At 73.7% G+C, this 13,714-nt stretch carries 9 protein-coding genes; 6 read left to right on the top strand and 3 right to left on the bottom strand.

All coding sequences use genetic code 11. The annotated features are described in order from the left end of the window. Positions 1–17 precede the first annotated feature (17 nt). On the bottom strand, positions 18–1,394 hold the full coding sequence (locus tag AB0G59_RS16450) for an MFS transporter (RefSeq protein ID WP_360912078.1): 1,377 nt from the start codon (positions 1,392–1,394) through the stop codon (positions 18–20). 327 nt (positions 1,395–1,721) lie between these two features. Here AB0G59_RS16450 and AB0G59_RS16445 point away from each other — a divergent pair, with 327 nt between their 5' ends. Both AB0G59_RS16445 and AB0G59_RS16440 read left to right on the top strand, forming a co-directional pair. Next, positions 1,722–2,609, top strand: coding sequence for a DUF3027 domain-containing protein (locus tag AB0G59_RS16445; protein WP_360912076.1), 888 nt, complete (start codon positions 1,722–1,724; stop codon positions 2,607–2,609). A 537-nt stretch (positions 2,610–3,146) separates the two neighbouring features. After that, positions 3,147–6,425 (top strand): molecular chaperone Hsp90, encoded by a 3,279-nt coding sequence (locus AB0G59_RS16440; protein ID WP_360912073.1) that lies wholly within the window; start codon positions 3,147–3,149, stop codon positions 6,423–6,425. A gap of 38 nt (positions 6,426–6,463) precedes the next feature. On the opposite strand, the gene AB0G59_RS16435 is transcribed toward AB0G59_RS16440, so the two are convergent. Then, positions 6,464–8,818, bottom strand: coding sequence for a cation-translocating P-type ATPase (locus AB0G59_RS16435; RefSeq protein ID WP_360912072.1), 2,355 nt, complete (start codon positions 8,816–8,818; stop codon positions 6,464–6,466). Between the two features lie 117 nt (positions 8,819–8,935). Next, complete coding sequence (locus AB0G59_RS16430) at positions 8,936–9,193, bottom strand: DUF2530 domain-containing protein (protein WP_071965720.1); 258 nt, start codon at positions 9,191–9,193, stop codon at positions 8,936–8,938. A 218-nt stretch (positions 9,194–9,411) separates the two neighbouring features. On the opposite strand from AB0G59_RS16430, the gene AB0G59_RS16425 reads away from it, so the two are divergent. The 4 genes from AB0G59_RS16425 to thpR all read left to right on the top strand — a co-directional run bounded on the left by AB0G59_RS16425 (position 9,412) and on the right by thpR (position 13,635). Then, a complete protein-coding gene (locus AB0G59_RS16425; RefSeq protein WP_360912069.1) occupies positions 9,412–10,887 on the top strand; it encodes an NCS2 family permease in 1,476 nt (491 codons plus the stop codon). Between the two features lie 121 nt (positions 10,888–11,008). Further along, positions 11,009–11,455 (top strand): MarR family transcriptional regulator, encoded by a 447-nt coding sequence (locus AB0G59_RS16420; protein WP_071965477.1) that lies wholly within the window; start codon positions 11,009–11,011, stop codon positions 11,453–11,455. A 120-nt stretch (positions 11,456–11,575) separates the two neighbouring features. After that, positions 11,576–12,967: an MFS transporter gene (locus tag AB0G59_RS16415; protein ID WP_360912067.1), complete on the top strand. Its 1,392-nt coding sequence runs from the start codon at positions 11,576–11,578 to the stop codon at positions 12,965–12,967. Positions 12,968–13,053: 86 nt separating this feature from the next. Continuing rightward, a complete protein-coding gene (thpR, locus tag AB0G59_RS16410) occupies positions 13,054–13,635 on the top strand; it encodes an RNA 2',3'-cyclic phosphodiesterase (protein ID WP_071965472.1) in 582 nt (193 codons plus the stop codon). Positions 13,636–13,714: the final 79 nt, after the last annotated feature.

Here is a 13,714-nt window from a genome sequence, read left to right as displayed (position 1 = left end):
CTATCGGGCCCTCCGGCTCAGGCCACGCGCGGGTGCGGCGAGCCGCGCCGAGCGGCCGTCAGCAGGCCCCGTACGGCAGTGGCCGCGCCCAGTGCCAGGAAGCCGGCGGCCACCGCCATGCCCACCGCGCCCTGGAGCGGCAGCAGGATGCCGATGGCCCCGCCGACCACCCAGCACATCTGCAGCACCGTCTCCGAACGGGCGAACGCCGACGTCCGCACCTCCTCCGGCACGTCCCGCTGGATCAGCGAGTCCAGCGACTGCTTGCCGAGCGCCTGCGAGATCCCGGCCACCGCCGCCACCACGACCACGAAGAAGGCGTTGTAGAGCACCGCCGCCACGATCGTGGTCCCCAGCGTCACCGTCAGTACCAGCGCGATCATCTTCTCCGGCCCCCGCGAGCGCAGCAGCGCCCCGATCGCCGTGCCCAGGGCGTTGCCCGTGCCCGCCGCCACCGCCACCACGCCCAGCGAGAACGCCGGGCTCAGGCCGCCCAGCGGATGCACCCGCAGCAGGAAGGCCAGGAAGAAGGTGAGGAACCCCGACAACATGCGCAGCGCGCCGTTGGCCTGCAGGCCGTGCAGCACCGAGGCGCCCACCGTGCGCAGCCCCGGCGGCCGGCGCCGCTTGCGCTGCTTCGTCAGATGGTGCCGGGACTCGGGCGCGGTCAGCCGGGCCCGGGCCTCGCCCTTGGCCGAGTCCACCTTGTGCGGCAGCGAAAGGGACAGATACGTACCGAATACGAAGACCGCGCAGGCGCCGTACAGCGGCCAGGCCGGGCCCAGCTGATGCAGCCCCGCACCCAGCGGGGCCGCCACGCCCGTGGCCAGCAGCCCGCCCAGCGTCACCCGGGAATTCGCCTTGACCAGCGCGATCCGGGGCGGCAGCAGCCGGGGCACCACCGCCGACCGCACCACGCCGTACGCCTTCGACGCCACCAGCACCCCGAGCGCCGCCGGATACAGCTCCAGCCCGCCCGTCGCCACCGCGCCCGACATCGTCAGCGCCAGCAGCGCCCGCGTCAGCATCGCGCCCGCCATCGCCGCCCGGCGGCCGTGCGGGACCCGGTCCAGCAGCGGGCCGATCACCGGCGCCAGCAGCGTGAAGGGCGCCATCGTCACCGCCAGGTACAGGGCCACCCGGCCGCGCGCCTGGTCCGTGGGGACCGAGAAGAACACCGTCGACGCCAGCGCGATGGTGATCATCATGTCGCCGGCCGAATTCACCGCGTGCAGCTCGATCAGCCGCCCCAGCCCGGACTCGCCGGCGCCGTGCGCGTTGGTGGCCTTCCGGACCCCCCGGGCGGCCCCGCTGAAGGGGGCGCGCAGCAGACGGCCGGCGCCCCGGGCCGTACGGCGGAGCGGACCGCCTTCGGCTGACCGGATGGCTCCCACCACGCCATACTGCCCCAACTGGCACCGCGCATGGCACTTTCGGCGCACGAGCGGGGCGCGCACACCAGGTTGCCGGGGGCACGCCGTGGCCCGGGTATCCCCCGGGCGGTCGCGCGGGGTAGCGTGCGTAGCGCGCCACCGGCCGCCACTCTTGGCCGCACCCCGAGTCCCCATCCCGCAGAATGGGTGATGACAGGTGCGCCCGAGGCCGTTCGGGCGCGGACGTCGACGCGGTCCTATGGTCCGCTCCGTCCGCCGCCCCGACCGTTCGGCTGGCGCACTCGTGAGACGGCGTGGAAGAGAGAATCGATTCTTGTGAGTGCTGCGATGCGAAGCCGTACCCCGGACCGCCTGTGCGCCGAGGCGGTCGAACTCGCCCGTGCGGCGGCCGAGGAGGCCGCGCTGCCCGGGAAGGTGGGTGACCACGTCGAGGTCGTCGCCGACGGGGACCGCGTCGTCACGCACTACTTCGCCTGCGAGGACCCCGCCTACCGCGGCTGGCGCTGGGCCGTGACCGTGGCGCGGGCCTCCCGCGCCAAGATCGTCACCCTCGACGAGACCGTCCTGCTGCCCGGCGCCGACGCGCTCATGGCCCCCGAGTGGGTGCCGTGGAGCGAGCGGCTGCGCCCCGGCGACATGGGCCCCGGCGACCTGCTGCCCACCGAGGCCGACGACCTGCGTCTGGAGCCGGGCTGGACCGGCGAGGACGTCCCGCCGCCGAACTCCGCCATCTCGGAGGAGATGGCCCAGCTCGCGGAGGCGGAGGACGCCGACGTCGCGGCCGGGCCGCCGTCCGCACAGCCGGTCGCCCCCGCCCGCGGTTCGATCTCCGCCCTCGCGGAGGAGCTGGGCATGCGCCGGGCGCGGGTCCTCTCGCGCTATGGCCTGCACACGGCGGCCGACCGCTGGGACGAGTCGCACGGCGCGAAGACGCCGATGGCGCAGGCGGCGCCGGCCTCGTGCGTCAGCTGTGGCTTCCTGGTGCCGATCGCGGGGTCGCTCGGGCAGGCGTTCGGCATCTGCGCGAACGAGTTCGGGCCGGCGGACGGGCACGTTGTTTCGCTCTCGTACGGATGCGGGGGGCACTCGGAGGCGGCGGTGATGCCGAAGGCGCCGCGGCCGGCGCCGCCCGTGGTGGACGAGACGCTGGTGGACCCGATGCCGCTGCGGTCGCCGGAGGCTCCGGAGTCCGAGGACGACCTCGGGCACGCGTAGTCCCTGCGGGTTGTGGGTGGGTCCGGGCGCCGGGGGCTCCGGAGGGTATTCCGGAATCGGATATTTACGGGCCCGGCGCCGTCCCTCGTATTGAGCACCCCCGCATTGGGCCCACAAATATCCGGCAGCATTCCGGAACACCCTCCTCCGCCCCCGGCACCCTCCCGTCAACGATGCCCGGCGCCCCCCGCCAGGTGGGCCGGGCACCCGCCCCGTTCCCGGTGCCCCGCGCCCCCGTCACCCGTACGCCGTAGTGGTGCCGGCCTCTCCTGCTGAGAGCCATGGGTACGGTCCGCGGACTCCGTCCGGGCCGGAGGGGCCGGGGTGGGGTGGGCCCTGGCAGGGGCGTAAAGCGTTATTTGCGGCCCAATGAGGGGGCTCCGATGGCGCTGCCGGGCAACGGGCCGTAAATAATGCAGCCCCAGAAGGGCCCGTCCCACCCCGGCCCCGACCCACCCACGGAGCCGGGGAGAACCGCACCACGAAAGCGGAGCGGAACGGCCCCGACCCACCCACGCGCACAGGGAGACCACAGACGTGAGCGGCACGGAAACGGACCCCTTCGGCACGACACGACTGCGCCGCGGCGTGCTGGACGCGTGGGCGGCCTCGCCCGCACGGTTCCGGGAGGACGCCAACGCCGAGGAGGACCTCGCCCTCGGCGGCTACCGCGACCGCCTCGTCGTCGAGCTCGCCCAGAACGCCTCCGACGCCGCCGCCCGCGCCGGCGTGCCCGGCCGGCTCCGGCTCACCCTGCACGCCGGCAACGACGGCGCCCCCGCCACCCTCGCCGCCGCCAACACCGGTGCGCCCCTCGACGCCGCGGGCGTCGAGTCGCTGTCCACGCTGCGGGCCTCCGCCAAGCGGGACGGCGACGAGCGCGCCACCGGCCGCTTCGGCGTGGGCTTCGCCGCCGTCCTCGCCGTCAGCGACGAACCCGCAGTCCTCGGCCGCACCGGCGGCGTGCGCTGGTCCCTGACCGAGGCCCGCGCCCTCGCGCAGGAGGCGGCGGAGGGCGCGGCCGCCGGGCTCGCCGAGGAGATCCGCCGCCGCGAGGGCCACGTCCCCCTGCTGCGGCTTCCGCTGCCAGCTGAGGGCGCGGCCCCCGAGGGGTACGACACCGTGGTCGTGCTGCCCCTGCGGGACGGCGCCGCCGAGGACCTGACCGGGCGTCTGCTCGCCGGGATCGACGACGCGCTGCTGCTGACGCTGCCGGGTCTGACCGAGGTCGTCGTCGAGACGCCGGACGGCACCGAGCGGACCCTGACGCGCCGCCAGGAAGGCCCGTACGTCGTCGTCGAGGACTCGGCCCGGGCCGCCGCCCCCGCCGCCGCGACCCGCTGGCGCGTCGAGCGCGCCGGCGGCCCGCTGGACGCGGCGCTGCTGGCGGACCGCCCCGTCGAGGAGCGGCTGCGCCCCCACTGGTCGGTCACCTGGGCCGTTCCCGTGGGCGCCGACGGCGCACCCGTACGGCCCGCCACCGCGCTCGTCGTACACGCTCCGACGCCCACCGACGAGCCGCTGGGCCTGCCGGCGCTGCTCATCGCGAGCTTCCCGCTGGAGCCGACCCGCCGGCACACCGCCCCCGGCCCCCTCACCGACTTCCTCACCGAGCGCGCCGCGGAGACGTACGCCGCGCTGCTGCGCGACTGGCACCCGGTCGGCACCGGCACCCTCGACCTGGTGCCCGCCCCGCTGGCCCGGGGCGCCCTGGACGCGGAGCTGCGCCGCCAGGTGCTGGAGCGACTGCCGCGCGTGGCGTTCCTGCCGAGCGCTGCCGGGGTCGCCGGGGCCGTCGGGGCCGGTGAGCAGGAGGCCGCGCCGGCGGGCGGGGGAGTGGAAGGGATTCCCTGGACCCAGGGCCCGGACGCCTCCACGCAGACGCCGGAGCCGGCCACCGCCGCCGCCACCGCGTGGGAGGACCCCTTCGCGGAGGGCGGCCCCGCCGGCGAGGCCCGGGCGCTGCGGCCCGTGGAGGCCGAGGTCGTCGAGGGCGCGGGCGCGGAGACCGTCGCCGTGCTGGCCGAGCTGTTCACCGGCCTGCTGCCCGCCGGCCTGGAGCGGCGCCAGGAGCTGCGCGCGCTGGGCGTGGCACGGGTGCCGCTCGGCGAGGCCATCGACCGCCTCGCCGGCGCCGAGCGGCCCGCGGACTGGTGGTGGCGGCTCTACGACAGCCTGGCCGGCGTCGACCCCGACCGGCTGACGGGGCTGCCCGTACCGCTGGCGGACGGCCGTACGGTCATCGGGCCCCGCCAGGTGCTGCTCCCGCCCGCCGACACCACCGGTTCGGAGCGGCTGTCGCGGCTGGGCCTGAAGGTCGCCCACCCCGATGCCGCGCACCCGCTGCTGGAGAAGCTGGGCGCGACGCCGAGCTCGCCCCGGGCGGTCCTGACGACGCCGCAGGTGCGGGCGGCGGTCGCGAACTCCCTCGACGCGGAGGACGTGTGGGACGAGGAAGGGCTCGACAGCGACGCGCTCGTCGAGGTGATCCTCACCCTCGTCCGCGACGCCGACCTCGCCCCCGGCGACGAGCCCTGGCTGGCCGCCCTGGCCCTCCCGGACGAGGACGGCGAGCTCGCCCCGGCGGGCGAACTCGTCTTCCCCGGAAGCGCGTTCGAGCGCGTCATCCGGCCCGGGGAGCTCGCCGCGTGCGACGCCGAACTGGCCGAACGCTGGGGCGAGCAGCCGCTGACGGCGGTGGGCGTGCTCGCGGACTTCGCGCTCGTACGGGCCACGGACGTGGTCCTCGACCCGGACGAACTCGAGCCGCGCGACGGCGACTTCGCCGAGCCGGACGACGTCGGCCTGCTGGACGCCGTCGACGTCTGGTGCGAGGACGTCCTGGACCGGCTGCCCGACACCCCGGTCCCGCCGGTCGCCACCGAGATCGTGGCGGTACGGGACCTGGACCTGGTCGACGACGACGCCTGGCCCGAGGCCCTCGCGCTGCTGTCCCGCCCGCCGCTGCGCGACGCGCTGACCACGCCGGTGCGCATCCTGCTGCCGGACGGCACGACCGAGTCCGTACGCCCGTACACCGCCTGGTGGCTGCGCGGCCACCCCGTTCTGGACGGCCGACGTCCCGCCGGACTGCGGGCGGCCGGCGGCGATCCGCTGCTGGCCGGCCTGTACGAGGCGGCGGACGCGGCCGGTCTCGCGGACGAGCAGGTGCTGCGGGCGCTGGGCGTACGCACGTCCGTGGCCGCCCTGTTGGAGGAGCCCGGCGGCGCGGCGGAGCTGCTGTCCCGGCTGGCCGACCCGGAACTGCCGGTGGGCGCAGCGCAGTTGCACGGGCTGTACGGGGCGCTGTCCGCGCTCGACCCGGACGAGGTGACGCTGCCGGAGGAGCTGCGGGCCGTCGTCGACGGCGAGGTGCGGGTCGTGGACGCGGCGGACGCGGTCGTCGCGGACGCCCCGGACCTGCTGCCCCTGGCGGCCGGGCACGCCCTGCTACCCGTACGCCCGGAACGGGCCGACGAGCTGGGCGACCTGCTGCAGGTGCGGCGGCTGAGCGGGGCCGTCACGGCCTCCGTCCTCGCCGACGAGGGCGAGGTGCGCCAGGTGCCGGAGGGCGTGCGCGTCCTGCTGCCGGGCGCGCCCGCGACGTACGTCGAGCACGAGGAGCTGGTCGCCGACGGCATCGAGCTGGACTGGCGCTTCGGCCCCGACGGCGTCCTCCACGCGGCGACGCTGGAGGGCGTGGCCGCGGGCCTGGCCTGGGCGGCCGGCGCCTGGTCCCGCCGCTTCGAGGCGGCGGCCCTGCTGGAGGACCCGACGAGGACCGAGGAGCTGGCGCGGGCCCGCTGGTTCGACTGATCAGCCCGTCTGCCGTGACGGCCCGGCACCACTGGCCGTCACGGCGGAAAGCGCCGGCTCACCCACCGCCAGCTCAACTCCAAGGCGACAGCCGCAACGGCCGCGATGGCCACCGCCGCCCACGGCATCGTCGTACCGACCAGCTTCAGCGCGAAGAAGCGCTGCAGCCACGGCGTCACCAGGACGATCAGGAAGCCCGCCCCCATGGCCGCCACCAGCGCGATCCGCCACCACGTGTAGGGCCGCGCGATGATCGCGAGCACCCACATCGAGATCAGGAACAGCGTCAGCGTCGCCACGCTGGTCTCGGCGTCCAGCGCGCCGACCCCGGAGTAGTGGTGGCGGGCCAGCAGGTACGTGGCGAAGGTCGCCGCGCCCGCGATCAGCCCGGACGGCACGGCGTACCGCATCACGCGGCGTACGAAGTGGGGCCGGGCCCGCTCCTTGTTGGGGGCGAGGGCCAGGAAGAAGGCGGGGACGCCGATGGTCAGCGTCGACAGCAGGGTCAGGTGGCGCGGCAGGAACGGATACGGCACCCGTGTGCAGACGACCAGGATCGCGAGCAGCACGGAGTAGACGGTCTTGGTCAGGAACAGCGTCGCCACGCGCGTGATGTTGCCGATGACGCGCCGCCCCTCCGCGACGACGGACGGCAGGGTGGCGAAGCTGTTGTTCAGCAGGACGATCTGGGCGACGGCCCGGGTGGCCTCGGAGCCGGAGCCCATGGAGACGCCGATGTCGGCGTCCTTGAGCGCGAGGACGTCGTTGACGCCGTCGCCGGTCATGGCGACCGTGTGCCCGCGCGACTGGAGGGCGCCGACCATGTCGCGCTTCTGCTGCGGGGTGACGCGCCCGAAGACCGCGCCCTCGTCCAGGGCCTCGGCCATCGCGTCCCGCTCGGCCGGCAGCCGGCGCGCGTCCATGGGGGCCTGGGCCCCGGGGAGGGCGAGCTTGGCGGCGACGGCGCCCACGGAGACGGCGTTGTCGCCGGAGATGACCTTCGCGGAAACGTTTTGCTCGGCGAAGTAGCGCAGGGTGTCGGCGGCGTCGGAGCGCAGCCGCTGTTCGAGGACGACCAGTGCGGTGGGGCGTACGCCCTCGGTGACGCGGGGGTCGTCCAGCTCGCGCTCGGCGCGGGCGAGGAGCAGGACACGCAGGCCCTGGGCGTTGAGGCCCTCGATCTCGGTGAGCGTGGAGTCGCCTGAGGGCAGCAGGACGTCGGGGGCGCCCAGCAGCCAGTTGCTGCTCTCCGCGTCGGGGCCGTTGAAGGAGGCGCCGCTGTATTTGCGGGCGGAGGAGAAGGGCAGGGACTCGGTGCAGCGCCAGCCGGCGCCGTCGGGGTAGGCGTCGATGATGGCCTGGAGGCTGGCGTTGGGGCGCGGGTCGGACTCGCCGAGGGCGCCCAGCACCTGGCGTACGTAGCGCTCGTCGGCGCGGGAGCCGGGCAGGACGCGCAGTTCGCTGACGTCCATGCCGCCCTCGGTGAGGGTGCCGGTCTTGTCGAGGCAGACGACGTCGACGCGCGCCAGGCCCTCGATGGCGGGCAGCTCCTGCACCAGGCACTGCTTGCGGCCGAGCCGGATGACGCCGATGGCGAAGGCGACGGAGGTGAGCAGCACCAGGCCCTCGGGGACCATCGGCACGATCCCGGCGACCATGCGCCGGACCGCTTCCCTCCAGTCGTGCTCCTCGACGAAGAGCTGGCTGACGATCAGGCCGATCGCGGTCGGGACCATCATCCAGGTGACGTACTTGAGGATCTGGCTGATGCCGGTGCGCAGCTCGGAGTGGACGAGCGTGAAGCGGGACGCCTCCTCGGCGAGCTGGGCGGCGTAGGCCTCGCGGCCGACCTTGGTGGCGGTGAAGGCGCCGCCGCCGGCGACCACGAAGGAGCCGGACATGACCTTGTCGCCGGGCTGCTTCAGCACGGGGTCGGCCTCGCCGGTGAGCAGCGATTCGTCGATCTCGAGGCCGTCGGTCTCGAGGACCTCGCCGTCGACGACGCACTTGTCGCCGGGGCCCAGCTCGATGACGTCGCCGAGGACGATCTCGCCGGTGGCGATGGCGGTGGGGGTGCCGTCGCGGCGGACGGTGGGTCTGGCCTCGCCGATGAGGGCGAGGGAGTCGAGGGTCTTCTTGGCGCGCAGTTCCTGGACGATGCCGATCGCGGTGTTGGCGATGATCACGAAGCCGAAGAGGCCGTCCTGGAGGGGGCCGACGGCGAGGATGATCAGGAAGAGGACGCCGATGATGGCGTTGAACCGGGTGAAGACGTTCGCCCGGACGATGTCGGCGGTGGAGCGGGAGGAGCGGACCGGTACGTCGTTGACCTCACCGCGCGCCACACGCTCGGCGACCTCGCGGGAGGTGAGCCCGGGGTGCGGATCGCTCATGGTCCGACGGTAGCCGGTGGGCGGGCCGGGGGCTGGCGGTGCCGGGCAAACGGGCGGGAGGGCGGGCGAACACCGCGCCGCAGGCGCGGGGAACCCCTACGGCGGGTCAGCCGGACGTCAGGAGCGGTCCGATGCCGCGTGGCGGCGGATGGCCGCGTCGCGCTTGCGGACGTACCAGATGCCGATCAGGCCGAGTCCGCCGCCGGCCAGGCACGTCCACAGCCACCACAGGTACCCGTGGTCCGAGAACCATCCGTAGAACGGCAGCTGGCCGAGGAAGAGGACGAACCACAGGATCGTGCCGCCGGTGATCGTGGCGACGACAGGGCCCTCCAGGGGCTCGGGTGCCTCGTGGGTGGGTGTCCACTTCGTCATGGCGCCAGCCTAGTGCGTCTCCGTTCGATAGGGGGCCGCGGAGGCCTTGTCCCGCAGGGGTCTACGCGCGGAGATAGCTATTCGGCGTTTGTTTATTCATACTGAATCGAACCGGATTTGACTGGACGCTTTTGTTGGATCACCCAAAGAGCGTTCGGATCTTGATCCCTTTTGTTTGTCTCCCGGCCACCCCAGGCCCGTACGACTGAGGTCCCCCCATGCCCACCTCGGCCACCTCCGCGGTCGACGACGCCCAGCAGGCGTCGCCCGTGCCGCCCGCCGGAAACAACGTCCTCGACCGCTACTTCCGGATCTCCGAGCGGGGCTCGTCCGTCGCCCGCGAGCTGCGGGGCGGACTGGCGACCTTCTTCGCGATGGCCTACATCATCGTGCTGAACCCGATCATCCTCGGGGCAGGCCAGGACAAGTTCGGCCATCAGCTGGACAACGCCCAGCTGGTCACGGCCACCGCTCTGATGGCCGGGCTCTCCACCGTCCTCATGGGCACGATAGGCAACGTCCCCATCGCCTGCGCCGCCGGCCTCGGCATCAACGCCGTCGTCTCGCTGCAGCTCGCGCCCAAGATGAGCTGGCCCGACGCGATGGGCATGGTGGTGCTCGCCGGTCTGGTGCTGATGGTCCTGGTCGCCTCCGGCCTGCGGCAGCGCGTCATGGACGCGATCCCGGGCGGGCTGCGGCGTGCCATCGCGATCGGCATCGGCATGTTCATCTCGCTGATCGGCCTGGTGGACTCCGGCTTCGTCACCCGCAACCCCGACGCCGCCCACACCACCGTCCCGCTGGGCCTCGGGCAGGGAGGGCAGCTGCAGGGCTGGCCGGTGCTGGTCTTCGTGGCCGGCCTCGCGCTGACCTTCGTACTGCTCGTCCGCAAGACGCGCGGCGCGATCCTCATCGGCATCGTCGCGATGACCGTCGCCGCGGTCGTCATCAACACGCTCGCCGACATCCCCGACGCGAGCTGGGGCCTGAGCGTCCCGAAGATGCCCGACAGCGTCGTCGGCACCCCCGACTTCGGGCTCATCGGCGACGTCAGCCTCTTCGGCGGTTTCCATGAGGTCGGTCTGCTCACCGGCTGCCTGTTCGTGTTCACCGTGCTGCTGTCCGGCTTCTTCGACGCGATGGGCACGATCATCGGCGTCGGCGAGGAGGCGGGGCTGACGGACAAGAACGGCCAGCTGCCGAACATGGGCCGGATCCTGATGATCGACGGCGTGGCCGTCGCCGCCGGCGGCGCGGGCTCCGCCTCCGCCAACACCTGCTTCGTGGAGTCCACGGCCGGCGTCGGCGAGGGCGCCCGCACGGGCCTGGCCAACCTGATGACCGGCGGGCTCTTCCTGCTCGCCCTGGTCTTCACCCCGCTGGCCACCGTCGTGCCGGCCCAGGCCGCCACCCCCGCGCTGGTCGTCGTCGGCTTCCTGATCATGGCGTCGAACGTCAAGGAGATCGACTGGAGCGACTTCACGATCGCGATCCCGGCGTTCCTGACGATCATCTCGATGCCGTTCACGTACTCGATCACCAACGGCATCGGCATCGGCGTCCTGGCCTTCATCCTGCTGCGCATCGCGGACAGGCGGGCCCGGGAGATCCCCTGGCTGCTGAACGTGGTGGGGCTGTGCTTCCTGGTGTACTTCCTGCTCGACCCGATCGAGCGGGCGCTGGGCGTGAAGTAGGCGCGAAGCAGCAATGACCGCGAAGGGCGGCCGGGCGCGTGATGCCCGGCCGCCCTCGTGTGCTTCCGTCCGCCCCACTGCCCACTTTTATTAGTTCAGGTAATGAGTTAATCTAATGAACATGCCGGATCAGTCCCGCACCTCCCACCCAGACGACGACGCCGCGGTGAACGCTCTGCGCTCGGCCGTGATGCGCCTGTCGCGCAGGCTCAAGCACCAGCGGGTCGACGAGTCGCTCAGCCCCGCCGAGATGTCGGTGCTCGGCACGCTCGCGCGCTGCGGTGAGGCCACCCCGGGCGAGCTCGCCCGCAAGGAGCATGTGCAGCCCCCGTCGATGACCCGCATCGTCGCGCTGCTGGAGGCGAAGGACCTGGTCAGGCTGGAGCCGCACCCCGAGGACCGCCGCCAGAAGGTGGTCCGGCAGACCGAGCGGGCCGAGGCGATGCTCGAGGAGAGCCGCCGCAAGCGCAACGTCTGGCTCGCCGAACTGGCCGGGCAGCTCGACGAGGACGAGTGGGCGACGCTGCGCGCCGCCGCGCCCGTTCTCGAAAAACTCGCGCATCTGTAGCGGCGCCACGCCTCCGACACGGCCGTACGCGGCCGGTGGACGGGGCGAGCGCTGCCGCGAGCGCACCTGAACGCCCCGCCGGCGCCCCGGCGGGGAGCACCAGAAGGAGGCGAACGCACCTTGAGTACGGGACACGGAGCAGACTCCGCACCCGCACCGAACCGCCACGACGACGACACCCGCACCACCTCCCTGCCGCGCGTGAAGCGCACCTCCAAGGGGGGCACCTTCAGCTCGCTCCGGGTCCGCAACTACCGGCTCTTCGCCACCGGACAGGTGGTCTCCAACACCGGCACCTGGATGCAGCGCATCGCCCAGGACTGGCTGGTCCTCGGTCTCACCGGCTCCTCGGCCGCCGTGGGCATCACCACGGCACTGCAGTTCCTGCCCATGCTGCTGCTCGGCCTGTACGGCGGCGTCATCGCCGACCGCTGCCCCAAGCGGCCGCTGCTGCTGATCACCCAGGGCGCGATGGGCGTCACCGGCCTCGCGCTCGGTGTGCTCACCCTCACCGGACACGTCCAGGTCTGGCACGTCTATCTGACCGCGCTCGCGCTCGGCCTCGTCACCGTCGTCGACAACCCCGCCCGGCAGGCGTTCGTGGTGGAGATGGTCGGCCCGGACGACCTGCGCAACGCCGTCAGCCTCAACTCCGCCAACTTCCAGTCCGCCCGCCTCGTCGGCCCGGCCGTCGCCGGCGCGCTGATCACCGCGGTCGGCAGCGGCTGGGCGTTCCTCCTCAACGGGCTGTCCTTCCTCGCGCCCATTGCCGCGCTGCTGCTGATGCGCACCGCCGAGCTGCACAAGGTCGACCGCGCCCCGCGCGGCAAGGGCCAGCTGCGGGAGGGCCTGCGCCATGTGGGCGAGCGCCCCGAGCTGATCTGGCCGATCGTCCTGGTCGGCTTCATCGGCACCTTCGGGTTCAACTTCCCCATCTGGCTCACGGCATTCGTGGGCGACGTCTTCCACGGCGGCGCCAGCACCTACGGCCTGCTCAACACCCTGATGGCGGCCGGCTCGCTGGTGGGCGCGCTGCTCGCGGCGCGCCGGGGCACCTCACGGCTGCGGATGCTGGTCGGCGCGGCCGCCGCCTTCGGGGCGCTGGAGATCGCGGCGGCGCTGGCCCCGTCCTTCTGGGTCTTCGCGGCGCTGCTGGTGCCCATCGGCATGTGCGGCCTGACGATCAACGTCACCGCCAACTCCGGCATCCAGCTGGCCTCGGACCCCGCCCTGCGGGGACGGGTGATGAGCCTGTTCATGATGGTCTTCATGGGCGGTACGCCGCTGGGCGCACCGCTGGTCGGCTGGATCACCGACGTCTACGGGCCCCGGGTCGGCTTCCTCGCCGGCGGCGTCGTCTCGCTCCTCGCCGCGACCGCGATAGGCCTCGTGCTGGCCCGCGCGGGCGGGCTGCGCCTGAAGATAGACCTGCGGCGCGGGCGCCGGCACGTGGCGTTCGTACCGCGCGAGCCGGCGGCCGCCGAAGCCGAGCGGCTGACGGCCGCGGCATGAGGACCGGCCGTAGGGGACGACGGTCCGCGGCGGACCACGGGCCCGGGGTGAGGGAGGAAACCCCGGGCCCGCGCCACACTGGTCCCATGCGACTGTTCGCCGCAGTGATCCCGCCGCAGGAAGCCGTCGACGAACTGGCGGCCGAAGTGGCGCAATTGCGCTCCGCCCTCCCGGAGCGGCACGGCCGGCTGCGCTGGACCGAGCCCGCCATGTGGCACTTCACGCTCGCCTTCCTCGGCGAGGTCGACGAGGCCCTCCTGCCGGAGCTGGGCGAGCGCCTGTCCCGCGCCGCCCACCGGCATCCGGCGCACCAGATCCGGTTCGCCGGGGGCGGCCGGTTCGGCGACCGGATCCTGTGGGTCGGGGCGACCGGCTCGGTGGAGACCCTGCGCGGCCTCGCCCGCTCCGCCGCGGCCGGCGCCGGGCGGGCCGGGGTGCGCATGGACGACGCCAAGCCCTTCCGCGCCCACCTCACCCTCGCCCGGGCCGCCGGGCACGTGAACCTGCGGCCGTACGCGGAGGAGCTGGCGGAGTTCCGGGGCCGCCGCTGGCAGGTCGAGCGCCTGGAGCTCGTACGCAGCCGGCTGCCCGTCTCCGGGGTCGCCGGGGAGCGCCCCCGCTACGAGACCGTGGCCGCCTGGCCCCTGGGCACCCGGCGGGCCGAATGAGCGGGGCGGTTACGCTCAAGGGGTGGACCCGAAGACCAGGAACCGGATCATGTCCGGTGCACTCGCCGTGATTCTCGTC

Source organism: Streptomyces sp. NPDC021096, assembly GCF_040641275.1.
Classification (GTDB): Bacteria; Actinomycetota; Actinomycetes; order Streptomycetales; family Streptomycetaceae; genus Streptomyces.
This window is presented reverse-complemented; position numbering and strand designations above follow the sequence as displayed.

What these genes read in the sequence shown, in the direction of transcription:
- AB0G59_RS16445 (WP_360912076.1), top strand. Translation starts at nt 1,722, where the DNA reads ATGCGAAGCCGTACCCCGGACCGCCTGTGCGCCGAGGCGGTCGAACTC.
- AB0G59_RS16435 (WP_360912072.1), bottom strand. Translation starts at nt 8,818, where the DNA reads ATGAGCGATCCGCACCCCGGGCTCACCTCCCGCGAGGTCGCCGAGCGT.
- AB0G59_RS16430 (WP_071965720.1), bottom strand. Translation starts at nt 9,193, where the DNA reads ATGACGAAGTGGACACCCACCCACGAGGCACCCGAGCCCCTGGAGGGC.
- AB0G59_RS16425 (WP_360912069.1), top strand. Translation starts at nt 9,412, where the DNA reads ATGCCCACCTCGGCCACCTCCGCGGTCGACGACGCCCAGCAGGCGTCG.
- AB0G59_RS16420 (WP_071965477.1), top strand. Translation starts at nt 11,009, where the DNA reads ATGCCGGATCAGTCCCGCACCTCCCACCCAGACGACGACGCCGCGGTG.
- thpR (WP_071965472.1), top strand. Translation starts at nt 13,054, where the DNA reads ATGCGACTGTTCGCCGCAGTGATCCCGCCGCAGGAAGCCGTCGACGAA.